Source organism: Frankia sp. CeTa3Moorea (assembly GCF_978021225.1).
Genome location: NZ_CDXDOR010000117.1, coordinates 1 through 16,523 on the forward strand (window position 1 = coordinate 1; position 16,523 = coordinate 16,523).

The 16,523-nt window shown below is 70.0% G+C and carries 17 protein-coding genes and 2 pseudogenes; 12 read left to right on the forward strand and 7 right to left on the reverse strand.

Annotated elements, in window-relative coordinates:
* The 3 genes from AC08OV_RS18120 to AC08OV_RS18130 form a co-directional block, all read left to right on the forward strand.
* On the forward strand, positions 1-613 hold a 613-nt coding region (locus AC08OV_RS18120; protein ID WP_476619991.1), incomplete at its 5' end, for a response regulator.
* Between the two features lie 135 nt (positions 614-748).
* Positions 749-1,387 carry a response regulator gene (locus AC08OV_RS18125; RefSeq protein ID WP_476614004.1) on the forward strand — a complete coding sequence of 213 codons (639 nt, stop codon included), beginning with the start codon at positions 749-751 and terminating at the stop codon, positions 1,385-1,387.
* A 304-nt stretch (positions 1,388-1,691) separates the two neighbouring features.
* Positions 1,692-4,349 (forward strand): WD40 repeat domain-containing serine/threonine protein kinase, encoded by a 2,658-nt coding sequence (locus tag AC08OV_RS18130; protein ID WP_476614005.1) that lies wholly within the window; start codon positions 1,692-1,694, stop codon positions 4,347-4,349.
* A gap of 9 nt (positions 4,350-4,358) precedes the next feature.
* On the opposite strand, the gene AC08OV_RS18135 is transcribed toward AC08OV_RS18130, so the two are convergent.
* From AC08OV_RS18135 to AC08OV_RS18150, 4 genes are all read right to left on the reverse strand, one after another.
* Positions 4,359-5,051 carry an alpha-ketoglutarate-dependent dioxygenase AlkB gene (locus AC08OV_RS18135; RefSeq protein ID WP_462187546.1) on the reverse strand — a complete coding sequence of 231 codons (693 nt, stop codon included), beginning with the start codon at positions 5,049-5,051 and terminating at the stop codon, positions 4,359-4,361.
* A 204-nt stretch (positions 5,052-5,255) separates the two neighbouring features.
* Positions 5,256-5,537: a metal-sensitive transcriptional regulator gene (locus AC08OV_RS18140; protein ID WP_462187547.1), complete on the reverse strand. Its 282-nt coding sequence runs from the start codon at positions 5,535-5,537 to the stop codon at positions 5,256-5,258.
* A gap of 391 nt (positions 5,538-5,928) precedes the next feature.
* Complete coding sequence (locus AC08OV_RS18145; RefSeq protein WP_476614006.1) at positions 5,929-6,072, reverse strand: hypothetical protein; 144 nt, start codon at positions 6,070-6,072, stop codon at positions 5,929-5,931.
* Positions 6,073-6,341: 269 nt separating this feature from the next.
* Positions 6,342-6,638 carry a hypothetical protein gene (locus AC08OV_RS18150; protein ID WP_476614007.1) on the reverse strand — a complete coding sequence of 99 codons (297 nt, stop codon included), beginning with the start codon at positions 6,636-6,638 and terminating at the stop codon, positions 6,342-6,344.
* A 77-nt stretch (positions 6,639-6,715) separates the two neighbouring features.
* Here AC08OV_RS18150 and AC08OV_RS18155 point away from each other — a divergent pair, with 77 nt between their 5' ends.
* Entirely contained in the window at positions 6,716-6,946 is a 231-nt protein-coding gene (locus AC08OV_RS18155; RefSeq protein ID WP_173645797.1) for a hypothetical protein, read from the forward strand.
* Positions 6,947-7,320: 374 nt separating this feature from the next.
* The gene (locus AC08OV_RS18160) at positions 7,321-7,530 is read left to right on the forward strand and encodes a hypothetical protein (RefSeq protein WP_476614008.1); all 210 of its coding nucleotides are present in this window, start codon (positions 7,321-7,323) and stop codon (positions 7,528-7,530) included.
* Between the two features lie 62 nt (positions 7,531-7,592).
* Here AC08OV_RS18160 and AC08OV_RS18165 read toward each other — a convergent pair.
* Both AC08OV_RS18165 and AC08OV_RS18170 read right to left on the reverse strand, forming a co-directional pair.
* Positions 7,593-7,781: pseudogene (locus tag AC08OV_RS18165) on the reverse strand (FmdB family zinc ribbon protein); the annotation flags it as partial.
* A complete protein-coding gene (locus AC08OV_RS18170) occupies positions 7,730-8,518 on the reverse strand; it encodes a 5-formyltetrahydrofolate cyclo-ligase (protein ID WP_476619992.1) in 789 nt (262 codons plus the stop codon). The gene AC08OV_RS18170 and the pseudogene AC08OV_RS18165, both read right to left, overlap by 52 nt.
* Positions 8,519-8,860: 342 nt before the next feature.
* Between AC08OV_RS18170 and AC08OV_RS18175 the strand changes: the two genes are divergently transcribed.
* From AC08OV_RS18175 to AC08OV_RS18200, 6 genes are all read left to right on the forward strand, one after another.
* Entirely contained in the window at positions 8,861-9,832 is a 972-nt protein-coding gene (locus AC08OV_RS18175) for a UTP--glucose-1-phosphate uridylyltransferase (protein WP_476614010.1), read from the forward strand.
* A 324-nt stretch (positions 9,833-10,156) separates the two neighbouring features.
* Positions 10,157-11,536, forward strand: a complete 1,380-nt coding sequence (glp, locus tag AC08OV_RS18180) for a molybdotransferase-like divisome protein Glp (RefSeq protein WP_476614011.1) — start codon at positions 10,157-10,159, stop codon at positions 11,534-11,536.
* Positions 11,533-12,036: a cyclic pyranopterin monophosphate synthase MoaC gene (gene moaC, locus AC08OV_RS18185; protein ID WP_462203809.1), complete on the forward strand. Its 504-nt coding sequence runs from the start codon at positions 11,533-11,535 to the stop codon at positions 12,034-12,036. Before glp ends, moaC begins: the two co-directional genes overlap by 4 nt.
* Positions 12,033-12,632 (forward strand): MogA/MoaB family molybdenum cofactor biosynthesis protein, encoded by a 600-nt coding sequence (locus AC08OV_RS18190; protein ID WP_476619993.1) that lies wholly within the window; start codon positions 12,033-12,035, stop codon positions 12,630-12,632. Before moaC ends, AC08OV_RS18190 begins: the two co-directional genes overlap by 4 nt.
* A gap of 9 nt (positions 12,633-12,641) precedes the next feature.
* Positions 12,642-13,274 (forward strand): GNAT family N-acetyltransferase, encoded by a 633-nt coding sequence (locus tag AC08OV_RS18195; RefSeq protein WP_476602044.1) that lies wholly within the window; start codon positions 12,642-12,644, stop codon positions 13,272-13,274.
* 626 nt (positions 13,275-13,900) lie between these two features.
* On the forward strand, positions 13,901-15,232 hold the full coding sequence (locus AC08OV_RS18200) for a hypothetical protein (RefSeq protein ID WP_476619994.1): 1,332 nt from the start codon (positions 13,901-13,903) through the stop codon (positions 15,230-15,232).
* Positions 15,233-15,453: 221 nt separating this feature from the next.
* Here AC08OV_RS18200 and AC08OV_RS18205 read toward each other — a convergent pair.
* Positions 15,454-16,116: pseudogene (locus AC08OV_RS18205) on the reverse strand (cyclase family protein); the annotation flags it as partial.
* A gap of 119 nt (positions 16,117-16,235) precedes the next feature.
* Here AC08OV_RS18205 and AC08OV_RS18210 point away from each other — a divergent pair.
* Positions 16,236-16,523, forward strand: a 288-nt coding sequence (locus tag AC08OV_RS18210) for an SAM-dependent methyltransferase (RefSeq protein WP_476619995.1), incomplete at its 3' end; no start/stop codon positions are given.

Genomic DNA, 16,523 nt, shown 5'->3' on the forward strand with positions numbered 1-16,523 from the left:
TTCCGGGTCCGGCGCGGGGGGAACCGCCGGGCACGGGGGCACGGGTGGAATCGGCAGCGCCCACTGGTCCGCCGCGGCCGGCGGGCCGGCGGAGGGCTCGGCGGCCTTCACCTCGGGCTGGCGGCCGAGCGAGCCCGTCACGGTGGGGACTCCGTTCCTCACCGAGTCCACCGAGTCCACCGAGTCCACCGAGTCCGCCAGCCGCCCGCTGACCGAGGGATCGGAAGGATCCGATCCCCTGGTCGGTGCCACGGTGCTGGTCGTCGACGACGACGTCCGCAACGTCTTCGCGCTCACCAGTGCGCTGGAGATGTACGGAATGCGGGTCCTCTACGCCGACAACGGTCATGATGCGATCCGTATGCTGCAGCAGGACACCCCGCCCGTGCACCTCGTGCTGATGGATGTGATGTTGCCGGGCATGGACGGCAATGAAACGACCTCGATGATCCGTGACATGCCGGCGTTCGCGGATCTGCCGATCTTGGTGCTGACTGCCAAGGCCATGCCGGGAGACCGGGAGAAGAGCATCACCGCCGGGGCCACCGACTACATCACCAAGCCCGTGGATCTGGACCATCTCCTCGGGGTGATGCGGTCGTATCTGTATTGATCAGATCGCGTATGGTGCGCATCGGGTGGCTATCGGTGGGGCGGTGAGATGCCGTCGGGAGCGATCAGTGATCGTGGAGGGGTGGCGACGCCCACCACGGGTCGGTAGGGCGATCGCGAAGGAGGAGGCAGGCGGGTGACCGAGCGGACCGGCGGTTCCGTCGACGGCGAAGGTGGGCCGAGCACGGAACGGCCCCGCAGCAAGATCCTGCTGGTCGACGATCGAGCGGACAACCTGATGGCCTTGGAGGCGATTCTCGCCTCGCTGGATCAGGATCTCGTCACGGCGTCGTCGGGTGAGGAAGCTCTCAAGCGTCTTCTGGTGGACGACTTCGCGGTGATCCTGCTGGACGTCCAGATGCCGGGGATGGACGGTTTCGAGACAGCGCACCGGATCAAGCAGCGGGGGCGTACCCGAGACACTCCGATCATCTTTCTGACGGCGATCGACCGCGAGCCGCACCACGCGTTCCGCGGCTACGCTGTCGGCGCGGTCGACTACATCGCGAAGCCTTTCGACCCCTGGTTGCTCCGGGCCAAGGTCAGCGTCTTCGTCGAGCTGTTCGAGAAGAACGAGCGGCTGGCCGAGCTGGTCCACCAGCGTGTTCGCGACTTTGATTTGATGACGGAGATCGCGGAGCGGCTGATCGCGTTGGACGTCCTGTTGGAGGGCAGCGGTCGCAGCTCCGCCGAGGAGACCCTCGCGGCGGCCGGGGCCGAGGTCCGCGGACTCGTCGCTCGGTTGCAGCCCTTCGCTCGGCCGACGAACGCCTGATCGTCCACGGCGCCGGCCGGCGCCCGCCGGCGGGCATCCGGCCTCCCGCCAGCATTATGCGGGATGGCGTGGGTGCGGCTGCTCGACCACTACAAGGGGGCGCCCGGCCCATGGCCCGCGCCGATAACATGAATTTGTCGACCAGATCCGCCGCCGTGCCGGCACGGCCGGTTTGTGTAGTCGTAGGAGGTTTCGTCATATGGCGATATCCCGGCGCAACCTCCCTGGGCTCACTGGGACTGATCTCCAGGCTATCGGTCCGTATACAGTTGAACGGAAGCTGGTCGACGCCAGGACAGGACCGGTGTTTCTTGCACGTAACGGCGAGGCGCGTCCGGTCCTCGTCAAGACGATCACCGCGCCCTTCGGGCGGGACACAGAGTTCCGTCGGCGCCTGCGCGTCGACCTCGACAACATCCGCCGGTTGGCGCCGTCCTGCCTCGCCGCCATCCTCGACCTCGACACGGGCGCTCGCCCCCCCTACGTCGTCGCGGAGTTCATCGACGCCCCGACTCTCGCCGCAACCGTCGCCGACGGCGGAGCGTTGTCCGGACCGGACACCCACCGGCTCGCCGTCGGGCTGGCGACGGCTCTGGCCGCACTGCACGAATCGGAAATTTTCCTCGGCGATCTGAAGCCTATCAATGTGGTTCTTTCCGAGCGGAGGCTGCGGCTGATTGACTTCGGGCTCTTCCGAGCGATGAATGCGGTAAGCATGAATAATCCGGGCGGACCGCCGTCCGGTATCGGCACACTTGCGTTCATAACGCCCGAACAGGTTCTCGGACAGACCGCCACCGTCGCATCGGATGTCTTTACCTGGGGCAGCGTGCTGTTATTCGCCGTGACCGGCCGGCCGCCATTCGGTGCCGGAACGCCCCGGGTCCTGCTGCAGCGGGCCGTCTACGCGGAACCCGACCTGTCCGTGTTCAGTCCGGAGCTGCGCGAGCTGGTCGCGGCGGCGATGCGCAAGGACCCGAAGCGCCGGCCGGCCGCGGCCGAACTGCTCGAACAGCTGGTGGCCCATCCGACACGAAGCAGCGAGGCGGAGCCTGCGGTCGAGCCCACCCGGCGTCTCGCCCTGCCGGCGGGTGTCATCGAGACGCCGGTCCCGGTGCGGACGAGGCGGGCGGCCGAGTCCGAGTCGAAACCGGAGGTCGTAGGCACGAGCGACCTCGCTGCCCCTGCCATCGGTGCCATACACGGCCTCGAGATCGTGCTTGAGACCGAGACCGAGATCGAGATCGAGACCGAGATCGAGACCGAGGCCGAGGCCGTGCTCGAGGCCGAGACTGAGGCCGTGCTCGAGACCAGGGCGGTGCGTGGGGCCGGGCCGGCCGCGGAGATCACGGCCGTCCCGCCGGCCGCCGCGGTCGCCCTCAGCGCCGTCCGTACCGGAGCAGAGCCGCGGATGCGTCCGTCGTCTCCCGGTCCGTCGGCCTCCGTGGCCGGTGCGCCTGCCCCACAGCCCACCGCGGCCGCGAGCGCGCGCGCAAGCCACGTCCAGGAGAAAACCGGGAACGTCTCCGCCTTATCGTCATCATCGTCACCGCGGGATCACCTGGACCGCGGGTGGCTCCGACGCGTGCTCTCGATTGGCGTGGCGGCCTCGGTGCTCGTCCTCCCGACCGTTGTGATCGTCGATACGCTGCGGGAGCGCAGCGCGGCGGCCACGTCGCGCGAGGCGGCCCGTGGCGCGATGCGCCTTCTCGACCGGGAACCGGATCTCGCCGGTCAACTCGCCGTCTCGGCCTACCGCACGGCTCCGACCTCGGCCGCGGCGGAGGCGCTGGTCAATGCGAGCGTCCGGCAGATCGGGCCGGCGACGGGAGCGATCCGCGATCTGCTGATCACCCCGGATGGTCGATATCTAATTATCATCGGTGACTTCGGCGGGTCGGTGTGGAGCATCATCGGTCCTGGCCGGGTGCGTCACGTTACCGACCTGCCCGCGGTGGCCGCAGCCACGGGAGATCGCAGCCCCCTCGCGGCCGGGATCGCCCCGGCGGCAATGGTGAAGGGCCTGCTCGCCGTCGCGCTGGTACCCGCATCCGGTCCAGCCATGGGGGTGCGGGCGTCCACGACCATGGTGACGGCGGGGACGGACCGGGTGATCCGGTTATGGCGGCTGGCCCAGCCCGGGCTCACGGACGACGGTGACCTTCAGTCGGCGATCAAAATCGGTCAGCGAGTGAGTCTGCTCGCCGAGTTGCGGGGACACACGGGTACGGTGGCGAGCGTCGCGGTGAGCGCGGATGGCCGGACCCTGGCCTCGGCGGGTGCCGATCGCGTCGTCCGTCTCTGGGACATCAGCCACCCGCGGAATCCTCGCGCCCTCGCCGAACTGCCCCAGCCGGCGGAGGTCACCAGCCTCGCCTTCACGCCCGACGGCGACTCGCTCGCCGTCGGGGGGGCAGGCCATCTCTCCGTCTGGGATGTGACCGCTGCCGGGCAACCGCGCCGCCGGGCCCACCTGACCGCGGCCGCCACTGTCCGCAAGCTCCTCGCCAGCCCGGACGGCCGGTGGCTCGCTGTGGCGAGTACCTCCGACGGCGGCTCGTTGACGGAGATCTATGGGCTGGACAGCCCCCGGGGACTGCACCGCCTCACCGCCATCGCGAGCCGACCGGGCCAGGCCGGTTCGATCGCGCTCTCCGCCGACGGGCGGGTCCTCGCTGTCAGTACCCCGGCCGGTCAGGTGACCCTCTGGGACATGCGCTCACCGTCCCGGCCGGTGCAGCGGGCCACCCTGCCGGTCGGCACCGCGCCGACGGCGACGGTCTTCGGACCTCTGGGACATGAGGGCGTCCTCGCCGGCGTGGCCGGTGACGCCGTCCGTCTCTGGCAGCTCGACCTGCTCGCGGCCGAGGACGAGATCTGTGCCAGGGCCGAGGGCCGCATCAATCGGGAGCAGTGGCGGACCTACCTCGGTCACCGGCGCTACGACCCGCCCTGTGACTGACCCGGCCGGCTATCGCGAGAAGTGGCGCGCGGCGCCGTAACCGGGGCCCTGTTCCGGGCGGCCCGTCCGGGACGTCCATCGCCACTGGACCGAGATGCGTCCGGCGACGTGCTCCCGGACCCTGGGCACCGCGTGCAGCCAGTCGGCCTGGGCCCGACCTCCCAGCACGATCAGATCACCGCCGGCCGGGGAGAGGTCGCGAGCGCCGGATGCCTCCGGGTCGTCGAGGATCCGTCGGCCGGGCGGCAGGTGGCGGGACTTGATCAGGAACGGTCGCCGGGCACCGAGGGTGAGGATGGCGATCACCGTGTCGTCGAGCCAGCGCATCTCGCGGTCCCGGTGGAAGGCGACGCCGTCGGCTCCGTCCCGGTACAGCGACAGGCCAAAGCCGTCGAACTCCACGCCGTAGGTCCGCCGCAGGGTCCGGTAGGCGTCGAGCAGGGCGGGAAAGGCGACCGGCTGACCCCGCGGGATCCAGGCGCTCATCCGTGGTTCGGTGACGTGGCGTTCGTAACGCCACATGGTTCCCTGTCGCCAGGGGATCTCGGCATGCAGGGTCTCGTATAGCTGGTCGGCGCCGCGTAGCCATCCGCGCGTGACGTCGGCCCAGGACCGGTCGTCCAGCCAGATCCGTTGCACCGACGCGGTGCGGTCGACCGCACCGTCGGCGGGCACCGCGGTGCCGTCGGTCTCGCTCGTCACCCGGCCGACGCTACCCGGCCGACGCCATCCGGACGGCCCGGTCCGGGGCCGGCATCTGGCGTAACCTGCGAGATCCAGGAGGCATATTCCGTGACGGTGAACAGGCGAGGATGACCGGCGCAGCACCCGACCCCGGGACCTCGACGAACCTCGAGAGCGATGTCCGTCGTCTTACCGGAACCGCCTTCACCAGAACCGCCGTAGTCAGGACCGAACGAGCCGCGCGATCGCGGCCGACGCCTCCCGGATCTTCTCGTCGGCCACCGGACCGCCCTCGGCGGCGGCGTGCGTCACGCAGTGCGCCAGATGGTCCTCGAGGAGCCCGAGGGCGACCGACTGCAACGCCCGGGTCGCCGCCGAGACCTGGGTGAGGATGTCGATACAGTACTTGTCCTCGGCAATCATGCGCTGTAGCCCCCGGACCTGGCCTTCGATGCGGCGAAGCCGAGCGGTGTAATCGTCCTTGGTGTTGGTGTAGCCGTGCATCCATCGCGCCTTCCCGTCCGGGTACCCCCCTACGGTACCCGGGCCGGTGCCGGTCGTCGGATTGGGATTCGGTGAGATAGCGGCGCCAACCGCTGACTGGAATTCGAACCGATGCTCCTCCCGGCGGTGACAGGTACCACGATCATCACCGTGGGTGAGAATTCTCCGCCCGTGCGGTATCAGTGGCGCGGGTCCTCCAGGACAGGTTCGGGTTGCCCGTCCACGTCCTGCCTAACTGCGCAGATGCCGCCCCGCTGGACGGGTACCCGGCACGGATCATTCCGGGCAAACCGCACCCGGCGCCTCATAATTGCGCCTGGAAAGTGCCGAGTGGTGCACTTTCTCGCCCTGGTGGCGGGGGTTGGTGGTGACGAGTGGGTTCGCCGCCGGATCAGCGGTCGACGTGGTGCGGTGGAAGATCGGCGAGGAGCCGTTCGATGTCCGGGTCCTCGTCCTCGGACAATGACTCGTCACCCCAACCGATCTCGCGTTCGTCGTCGAACAGCTCGTCGTCGCGCGGCTCTGTAGCGCCCATGATCTTCCCCTCGTGTGGCGCAGATTGTTCGCAACCGAGGTTCCGGCGCGGGATACGGTCTGCTGTCGCGGTCTGGTGTCGCGATCCCGACAGTGCTTCGGGTGAATCGTTTGCAGGATTGGATGCCGGATCGGACTCCGGCCGGGTACGGGTTAGGGCCGGCCGTTGTTCGGCGGGCTGCCCGGAGTGTGCTTATTACTCCCGATGGCCGCCGGCATGCTACCCGAGCGGGCGGCCACCCGGCCGCTCGGCCGCCCGCTCGCCGCCGGTCAATCTACGCCGCCGCTGCCGTCTCGACTGGGTGCCGCCGCCAAGGCGTGCCCGATTATCTCGACGACTAGGCGCAGGGTCGCTCGACTTCCCGCCAGGAAGGCATCCGTCTCCCGCTGGGACCAGGCAGAAGCAAGTATCCCGGGCTCCGGCACCCGGGCGGCCAGAACCGCCCGTATCGACGCCCGGTAGCGGCGCACCGTGATCGGTGGATCGCCGACCGGATCTTCGTCGTAGTCCTCGTCCCGGTCTAACAGGGCCCGGACCTCATCCAGGCGGCGAGGGGTGGGGGGCATGGTTTCCTCCTCCGTCTATTTGCTGCTCAGCAAATTAGACCCTAGCGAGGTTCTTGAGGAAGAGCAAAGTGGTTACGATGTTCCGCGTGGACGACGGTGAGCAGTTGGTCGGCATCGGGGACATCGCGTTCCAACTCAAGATCACTCGCCAGGCGGTGGACTACTGGACACGCAAGGACTCCCGGTTTCCGGCGCCCTTGCAGGTCATCAACGCGCCGATGGGTAGCGGTGCCAAAGGCACCCGGGTTTGGCGCAAGCGAGAGGTAGACGCCTGGATCGTGGAGCACTATCGGCGGCGCAAACAGTAGGCGTCCCGGCCATCGGCCGAGGTCACCGCATCAGGTCAGATCTGGCCGGCACCAGGGCTCCGGGCCGTCCGGTGGCGCGGCCGGTCCAGGGCGGCCAGAAATCGCCGCCAGTGGGGCGGAAGGGCTTCCGTTAGATGAGTAAGTCCGAACTCTGAGCTGGCTGTAGCCGGGCATGAAGAGATGGCTTCCAAGGCCATGGTGTGACGCAAGATCTGGAAACCCTCTCCGGCATCTCCCGGTCACCGCATCCGGGGGTCGGTGGGTGAGCCGCGGCGGGGAGGAGCTGGGTACTCCGTGCCCGGGCATGCCCAAGGCGTCCAGGCCGAGACGCCCGGACGCCTTGGGCGGATCCAGCGGCTGGTCAGGCCGCCGCGGTGCTGGAGGCCGGAGTCGACGTCGTCGAGGAAGCCGTGGCGGTGCCGCCCGACGAGGTCGAGGACGACGAGTCCGAGCTGGCGGAGCTGTTGGTGCTCCCTCCGGATGTCGCCTCGCTGCCGCTGCTCGTGGCCGTGGCGTCACCGATGTCCTTGGGACGGTGCTGCGCGGACCCGCCGGAGGAGTTGGACCGGCTGTCGTTCTTGTAGAAGCCGCTGCCCTTGAACACCACGCCCACCGAACCGAACACTTTACGAAGTCGCCCGGCGCAGGCTGGGCACTCCGTCAGTGATACGTCGCTGAAGCTCTGTACGACCTCAAGGTCACGCCCGCAGTCGGTGCAGCGGTACTGGTAGGTAGGCACGTGCTCCTCCCGGAGTTGGCACTCTGACGTGGAGACTGCCAACTTTAGCTTGTAGAGGGCCCGAGATGTTCCCCGGTGCCGTCGGTTGGTTCGCACCGTAGCGTACGACTCGGCGTGATGATGATCTTTACGTTGTGATCGTGGGACTCCGTGGGGACCTCATCCAGAACCTCTTGGTCGTGCAGGACGGCGATCACCGGAACGTCGGCGCCCACCCGGGCCAGCACCCGGTCATAGGAGCCCCCACCGTGCCCCAGACGCCGGCCCGCCCGGTCGACCGCGAGCGCCGGGATGATCACCACGTCGGCCTCGGCGAGAACCCCGCGGGGTGCCGCCGCCGGTGGTTCGCGGGTACCCAGCGCGCCAGGCACCAGTGTTCCGACGTGCTCCCGGAAGTCCAGATCGAGATCGGCGCGCAGGGCGGGCAACAGCACCCGCACCCCGCGAGCCAGCAGTCGATCAAGCAGCTCGGCGGTGTCCGGCTCGCCGGGCAGCCCCACATACGCCGCCACGCACCGCGCGGCCTCCACCTCGGGCAGCCGCTGGATGCGGTTGGCCAGTCGGGACGCATCCGACCTGGACAGCGAGCTCCGACGTAGGGCCGCGGATGCGCGGCGCTGTATCAGCAGCCGGGCCCGCAGGCGAGCCTTGGCCTCGCCGGCCTCGGGGCGGCCGCCGGGGGTTCGGTCGACACCGCCGTGACGGGGGCGGGCACGCCCCGGGTCCGCTGGCCGACTCCCGAGTTCGGACACCGGTCCGGGATGCGGACGGATCGTCAGCTCGACGGTGAGCTCTTCGTTGAGATCATCCGGAGGCCGGTCATTCCACTGCACACTGACAGCCTCCCGCAGGTTGGCCGCCAGCGGGCGGGTTGCCGCAGCATACGACACGTGAACGTGGGCGTGATGTTGGGTGGAGGGTTCTCAGGTTACAAATTGTGGTATTTATAGTCACTAGTAGTGATGTTGTCGGTTGGTAGAGGTGTTGCCAGTTACTGGTAGGGGTGTTGTCGGTGGTGGATCGGGTGGCATGAGGTGCCGCGGGCTCGTTCTCGGACCCGCGGCGCACGTCCGGGCGAGCGGCGGGCGGGACCGGCGGCCGCCGTGAGCTGTGCATTGCCTGTGCCGGGGCCGTGGGCGGTGCCCGTGGCCACGGACCCGACTAAGGTTTCGGCTATGCCAGTAACGAAGGCGGTAATTCCAGCCGCGGGTCTGGGGACCCGCTTCCTGCCGGCGACGAAGGCCGTCCCCAAGGAGATGCTGCCGGTCGTCGACAGGCCGGCTATCGAATACGTCGTCGAGGAGGCGTCCCGCGCCGGTCTGCGTGATGTCCTGCTTGTCACAAGCCGCACGAAAAAGGCGATCGAGGATCATTTCGATCGTGAGGCGGACATCGAGGCGGCCCTCGAACGGAAGGGCGACGATCTTCGTCTCCGTCGGGTCCGGGCGTCGGCGGAACTGGCCGAGGTCCACTCGGTCCGCCAGCAGTCGCCGCGTGGGCTCGGTCATGCCGTGCTCTGCGCGGCGGCGCACGTGGGGAACGAGCCGTTCGCCGTCCTCCTCGGTGACGATCTCATCGACGAGCGGGACCTGCTGCTCGAGGAGATGCTTGCCGTGCAGCGCCGCTTCGGGGGCAGCGTCATCGCCCTGATGGAGGTGCCCGAGGACCAGGTCTCCCTCTACGGCGTCGCCACGGTGGAGTCCATCGGCACTGGTACCGGCACCGGTACCGACGACCGGTACGGGATCGTGCGGATCCGTGACCTGGTCGAGAAGCCACCGGTCGCGCAGGCTCCGAGCAATCTGGCGATCATCGGGCGGTACATCCTCTCGCCGACGATCTTCGATGTCCTGCGGCGGACCGAGCCGGGACGGGGCGGGGAGATCCAGCTCACCGACGCCCTGCGGATCCTGGCGCTACGGGCGGTCGAACCGGCCGGTGCCGCGGGGGACACCGACAGCGACACTGCCGCTGAGCCCGTGCACGGGGTGATCTTCACGGGTCGGCGGTACGACACCGGCGACCGGGTGGACTACCTGAAGGCCGTCATCCGGCTCGCGTGCGAGCGCGCCGACCTTGGCCCCGAGCTGTACCCGTGGATCGAGGAGTATGTCGCGTCCGGCGGCCCGAAGGCAGCATTATCCTAATTTATCCATATTTTTCAAATTTATCCGCTTCATCGCTTGAGGGTCTTGGGATGTGCTGGCTTCTCTTCGGGTAGGCCTTGACGGCTCCGGCGACGACTCCGGCAAGGACCGGAACGCTCCTGGAACCGGCCAGCGCCCGGCGGTCGCGGCACGCCGTTCGGACCGGGAGGCCCGGAGCGGATGCGCCCCGTCCCGACCGCTGGAGGTACCCGAAGGTAACTGCGGGTAAGAGGTGCCCGGGCTTCGACGGCCGTAGCCTGGGTGATGCCGGACCCGGCGCGCGACGGGTGGTGCATCGAAGGGCAGAGAAATGGACGGGCGCCCATGACTTCGGTGGATGAACACCTCGAGCGGATCCTGGCGACGGTGCGGCCGACCCGCGCTCGGCAGGCCAGGCTGGACGAGGCGCACGGATGCGTGCTCGCCGCGGACGTCCGGGCGACGGTCGCGCTTCCCGGGTTCGACAACTCGGCCATGGACGGGTACGCCGTCCGGGCCGCCGACGTGGCCGAGGCGTCGGCGGCCACTCCCGTCTCCCTGCCGGTCATCGGCGACGTCCCCGCGGGTCCGGGTTCGCCGGCCGCGCTGGTCCCCGGCGCCGCGGTACGCATCATGACCGGGGCCCCGCTGCCCCCGGGAGCGGATACGGTCGTCCAGCTCGAGTGGACCGACGGTGGCTGCCAGACCGTCGCGGTCCAGCGGGCGCCGCGCCGTGGCCTGCACATCCGCCGGACGGGGGAGGACGTCGCCCCGGGCGCCCTGGTGCTCCCCGCCGGGACGATCATCGGGTCCGCGCAGATCAGCCTGCTCGCCGCGGTCAACGTGGCCCGCCCGCCGGTGCATCCCCGGCCGCGGGTGGCGGTGCTGTCCACCGGGACCGAGCTCGTCGAGGTCGGTACACCGCTGGGCGCCGGGCAGATCGTCGACTCGAACAGCCATGGCATCGCCGCCGCGGCACGGGAGGCCGGCGCAGTGGTACGCCGCCTGGCCGGGGTGCCCGACGAGCCGGACGCCTTCGCCGCCGCCCTGCACGGGGTGCTTCCCGACGTGGATGCCGTGGTGACGACCGGTGGCGTCAGCGTCGGGGCGTACGACGTCGTCAAGGAGGTGCTCGCGCGGACCGGGACCGTCCGGTTCGACCGGGTCGCGATGCAGCCGGGCAAGCCGCAGGGTTTCGGCCTGGTCGACGGTGTGCCGGTCTTCACGTTGCCGGGGAACCCGGTCAGCGCCCTCGTCTCGTTCGAGCTGTTCGTCCGCCCGGCCCTGCAACGGATGCGCGGTCTCGCCGGCACCGGGCTCCCGAGGATTGTCGTGACCGTCGGATCCGACCTGCGTTCCCCGCTCGGGAAGAGGTCCTTCCTGCGGGTGGGGCTGGAGCGGAGCGGGGACGGCGGGCGCCTGGAACCCGCCACCGTCGCCCATCTGGCCGGCGGGCAGGGGTCACATCAGCTCACCTCGCTGGCGGGAGCGCAGGCGCTGCTGATCATCCCTGAGGAGGTTACCGAGGTGTCGGCGGGCAGCCGGCTGCCGGCGTTGTTGCTCCCGGACGGATTGAGGGCCATTCTCTCCGGCATGGCCTGGGCGGTTGCGGACACTGCGGACGTCGATGCCCCGGACCTGGCTTCCCCGGACCTCGGCTCGCGGGCTGAAGCCGGCCGGGGGGACGCGGCCGCGGCCCGGGCCGCCGGATCGGTGCCCTGGTGACCGCCGCCCGGCTCACCCACGTCGACGACCGCGGCGCGGCCCGCATGGTCGACGTGTCGGCGAAGGACGTCACTGCCCGTACCGCGACCGCCACCGGGATGCTGCGGGTCATTCCCGAGGTCGTGGCGCTGCTGCGCGGGCAGGGGGTACCGAAGGGCGACGCCCTCGCAGTCGCCCGGGTCGCGGGGATCATGGGGGCCAAGCGCACGCCTGATCTCGTTCCGCTCTGCCATCCCATCGCGATCTCCGGCGTCACGGTCGAGCTGGACGTACGGGACGACGGTGTGGCGATCACGGCCACCGTCCGGACGGCGGACCGGACCGGCGTCGAGATGGAGGCGCTGACCGCCGTCGCCGTCGCCGGGCTCACGCTGCACGACATGGTCAAGGCGGTGGATCCCGCCGCGGAGCTGACCGGGGTGCGAGTGATCGCGAAGACCGGGGGACGCTCCGGAGACTGGCCTGCCGCCCCCCCGCCGGGCGCGGGGTCCGCGGAATGAGTGGCATGCGCCACCTTCCCGCGGGTGCCCGGGCCCGGGTCATCACCGTCTCCGACCGGGCGTACCGAGGGATCTATGCCGACCGGTCGGGCCCGTTGCTCGTCGCCGGGCTCGTCGAACTCGGTTTCGAGGTGGGCGCGGCGACGATCGTCCCGGACGAGCGGGATGAGATCGTCGTGGCGCTGCGGTCCGCCGTCGCCGACGGCGTGGATCTGGTGGTGAGCACCGGTGGCACCGGCCTCGGTCCCCGCGACGTCACCCCCGAGGCGACGCGCGAGGTGATCGAGCGGGCCGTGCCCGGACTTGCCGAGGCGCTGCGCGCGGCGGGTCGGGAGACCGTGCCGGCGGCGGTGCTCTCCCGCGGGCTCGTCGGAACCGTCGCCGCCACCCTGGTGGTGAACCTTCCCGGCTCGACCGGTGGGGTACGCGACGGGCTGGGCGTGCTGGCCGGGGTGGTGGGTCATGCCGTCGCCCAGCTGCGCGGGGCCGACGACCACGGGCACCCGGCCGCGGGGTCCGCGGGCCTCGCCACAGCCGCCGCAGCCCCTGGCGCAGCCGCAGCCGCAGCCGCAGCCGATGCTGCCGACGCCGGATAGGGCGCGACGGTGGGAGCTCCGGGTTGGCCGGCAGTCCTGACCGACGGACGGGTCCAGGCGCGGCCGCTTCGTCTGCGTGACGCCTCCACGTGGGTCGAGGTGCGGCTGCGCAACGCCGACTGGCTGGCGCCGTGGGAGGCGACCCCACCCGGAGTGATGATGGTCCGCGAGACCTGGGCGCAGCGCCAGACCCTCTCGATCTACCGTCAGATGTGGCACCGCCTGCGCCAGCAGGCCCGGCTCGGCGCCACGTTGCCGTTCGCGGTCACCTTCGAGGGGCGGCTCGTCGGTCAGGTGACCGTGTCCACGATCGTGCGCGGGGCGTTCAACAGCGCTCAGGTCGGCTATTGGATCGACAGCGAGTACGCCGGTCGAGGCATCACACCGACCGCGCTCGCGCTCGTCGTCGACCACTGTTTCGGGCCGGTCGGGCTGCACCGGGTGGAAGCGAATGTGCGCCCGGAGAACGCCGCGAGCCGGCGGGTGCTCGCGAAGCTCGGCTTCCGCGAGGAAGGGCTGCACCGGCACTTCCTCGCCATCGACGGCCGCTACCGCGACCACATCGGATTCGCGCTGACGACCGAGGACGTCCCCGAGGGCCTGGTGCACCGCTGGCGGGAGACCCGGTACAGCCGGCCCTGAGCGGCCGCCGCGCCGCCCGACGGTGTCGCGCCCGACGGTGCCGCCGCGCCTGAGAACGATGCCTGGATCCACGGCTCGCGTGACACGTTCCACTCCGGCACCGGGACGGTGTCGGTTACCGGACGTAGTCCCTTCTCGTCACCGCCCGTCGTTCCGGATCTCAATCCGGTGACAAAGCGAAGGTCCTGACCGGATGTCGATGTTCTCTACAAGGGCTTCCATAGGTCAGATGCGGTCCTGAGGGGTCCGCAGTGCGTTTTGACGACCACACATCCACCATCACCCATCCAGTTGCGGATGCGACACGCGGGCTCCGGGTCGGTGACCACGTGGATTTCGCTCACTAGCGTCGACTACGAAATCGCAATCGTTGGTGTCGAGAAGAGGCTCCTCATGGTCAGAGCGCCCGCGCCCGCCGCGCTCGCCGCGGATGGTGTGCGTCCGGTGGGTGATGAGTGGGACACGTTTCCCGTGGTGTTCCCTCTCCCCGGAAGCGGTGAACACCACGGAGACCACAGATCCCGCGAAATTGACAACGTAACCACAGGATCGGGTGGGAGGATGGGGGCGGGCGGGATCATGATGGTCGATGATGGGATCGACCAGGGTCGTGCAGGCGTGGTCCGATGAGCGCGTTGATCTGGGTGGCGATCGTCGCGGTCTGGGGATTCGTGCTGATCCCGATGTGGCTGCGCCGTCACGACACGACGGCGCAGCAGCGGTCCACCGAGCGTTTCACGGTTGCGAGGCGGGTGCTCTCCCGACGGCCACCCGGCCGGGGCGATGCCGTCGTCGATCGTTTCGGCGGCGATCATGACGGCGTCTTCACCGCGGGAGGAACGGGAATGTCGCACGCGGAATTCGATGGACCGGTCGACCTCGCGGAGCTCGGGGATTCGGTGTCCGCCGGGCCGTCCCGGGAGGCCGGAGCCCCCGGCGGGCAGCCGGTCGTCCCCGGGATGCCCATCGCGTCCGGCATGCCGATCATCGAGGACGCTTCGACCGGTGGCGCGCTGCTATCCGGCGGCGGGTCTGCTGGCGAGGATCCGGAGGGCGGGGGCTCGGAGGACGGACGCCCCAACCGCCCACAGTGGTTGGGTGCGCACCCCGACGACCCGCGGGCGGATGTTCCTCCGCGCGGTCCCGAGCGCCGGGCGGACGCCGAGCGTGCCGCCCTGATGCGGGTGCGTCGGCAGCGCCTGCTCGTCCTGCTCGTCCTGCTTCCGGTGAGCATCGTGCTGGCCGCCGTCCTCGGCGGGCTGTGGATCGCCGGGCAGTTCCTCGTCGATGCCGTACTCGGCGCGTACCTCGTTCATCTTCGCCGGTCGGCGCAGACCGCGCGGCGGCTGGCCGCCGCGCGTGCGGCGGTAGACCGGCGGATCGAGGCCGAGCGGGCCGCCCGGCGTCGGCGGCCCCCGATCGGGTCCTCCTTCGCCTACCGGCAGCGCCAGCCGGGACCGGACCCCCTGGCGGAGCGGGCTGGTCAGCAGCCGGTGGAGGAGCTCACCGACGAGGAGCTCGCGATCGCCGGCGCCGAGACGATCGACCTCGGCGCTCTGGTGGCCGGCCAGCCGGGGCTGGACGAGGACGCGGAAGGGGACGATCTCGCCCGGTTCGCCGGGTACCCCGAGACGGGCTACGGCGAGACCGGCGTTGCCGGCGTTGCCGGCGTTGCCGGCGTTGCCGGCGTTGACGGTGGGGACGTGGCCTCGGCCCGGCCGGCCATCCGGCCCGCGCCCCGCGTGGGCACGCGCTCGACCACCTCACGCCCCGGCCGGGTGCAGGTCAATCCCCCGGGGACGCACGGTGGGCTGGTGGCTCCCGCCGGGATCATGCCCTCGGGTACGGCGACGCCGGCCGGGCCGACGGCCGATGCGTCACCGGCGGGCGGGAACGTCGTGGGGGACACGTCCGGCGAACTCGACCCGCTGCTGCGACGGCACGCGGTGGGGAGCTGATCCGCGGGGCCGACGCTTGCGACTGCCCGGACCGGGGCACCGTCGGCTCCGGCGAGCGGAATCGGGAACAGGGCGATGTGGATGGGCCGCCCGTTCGCCCGGGCGGTGAGAAGTCGATCGAGACTGGTCAGGTTCTCTACGATGACGGCACCGGCCCCACCCAGAATCCGGTGGGCCGCGAGACTGACATCCTGCCCCGGTCCGGGTGTCCGATCAACGCTGAGCGCATCGATACCGACCGTCCGGACACCCGCGTCGACGAGGGCCCGCGCGGTGTCCGGCGCGAGATAGGGATGTCGTAGGTACCCGTCGCGGCCCCAGTGGACGGACCATCCTGTGACGATGAGGACGACGACATCGTGGGGAAACGGGCGGGTAAATGGGCCCGACAGCACCTCCGGGCCGATCGCCGTCTGTGGGCCGTAGCCCCGTGCATCCAGCAGAACCGCGGGTCCGGTGAAACGTTGTAGCGGAACCTCGTCGAGCCTGGGCAGCGAGTCGTCGGTGTGGAAGGGGGCGTCGACATGCGTGCCCGTCTGTGATCCCAGGTGCAGGCGCTGCACGTTGACGCCGGACTCGGCCGCGGTCAGTGCCGGTGACACGTCGACCTCGGGATCCCCCGGGTAGACGGGCATGCCGGTCACGATAGGTACCGACAGATCGATCAGCTCGGTGCTCACGAGACGATGATCTCCATCCGGTAGCCGCCCCCGGAACCCGGGGGCGGCCGAATTCTGGGGAGCAAGGAACGGTCCAGGGGCTGCAAACCGTGCTCGGGTCCCCAAAATTCGCTCGGGCGAGTCCGGCGAGTCGCTAGATCGTCGCTCTTCGTACAGCACGTCCGTGGACTCCACTCCAGGCATGCCCCGCATCCCAGGACGCATCACTCCCCGAGGACGTCACTCCTCGACCCCATCCGATGCCGCCATTACGGGGTCATGGGAGAGTCTGGGAGGAATAATCAGTGTGTCTGTGTATGGGCGCTGTCAGAGATAGGGGAGTCGTGGCTGGAGGTGACGACGCCGGGTGGACCTACGGCTCGGTGGTGCCGGACTGGGCGCCGCGGAACGTCGACCTGAAGATCGACGTTCCGCACTCGGCGCGGGTCTACGACTACATACTCGGCGGCAAGGAAAACTTCCCGGCAGACCGGGCGGCGGCCGCGGAGTTCACCAGGAGTATGCCCAACCTGCCCACGTCCATGCGGGCCAACCGGAACTTCATGGTCAGGATGGCCCGCGTCCTGGCGGCGGAGCACGGCATCCGGCAGTTCGTAGCTGTTCAGCTGGGG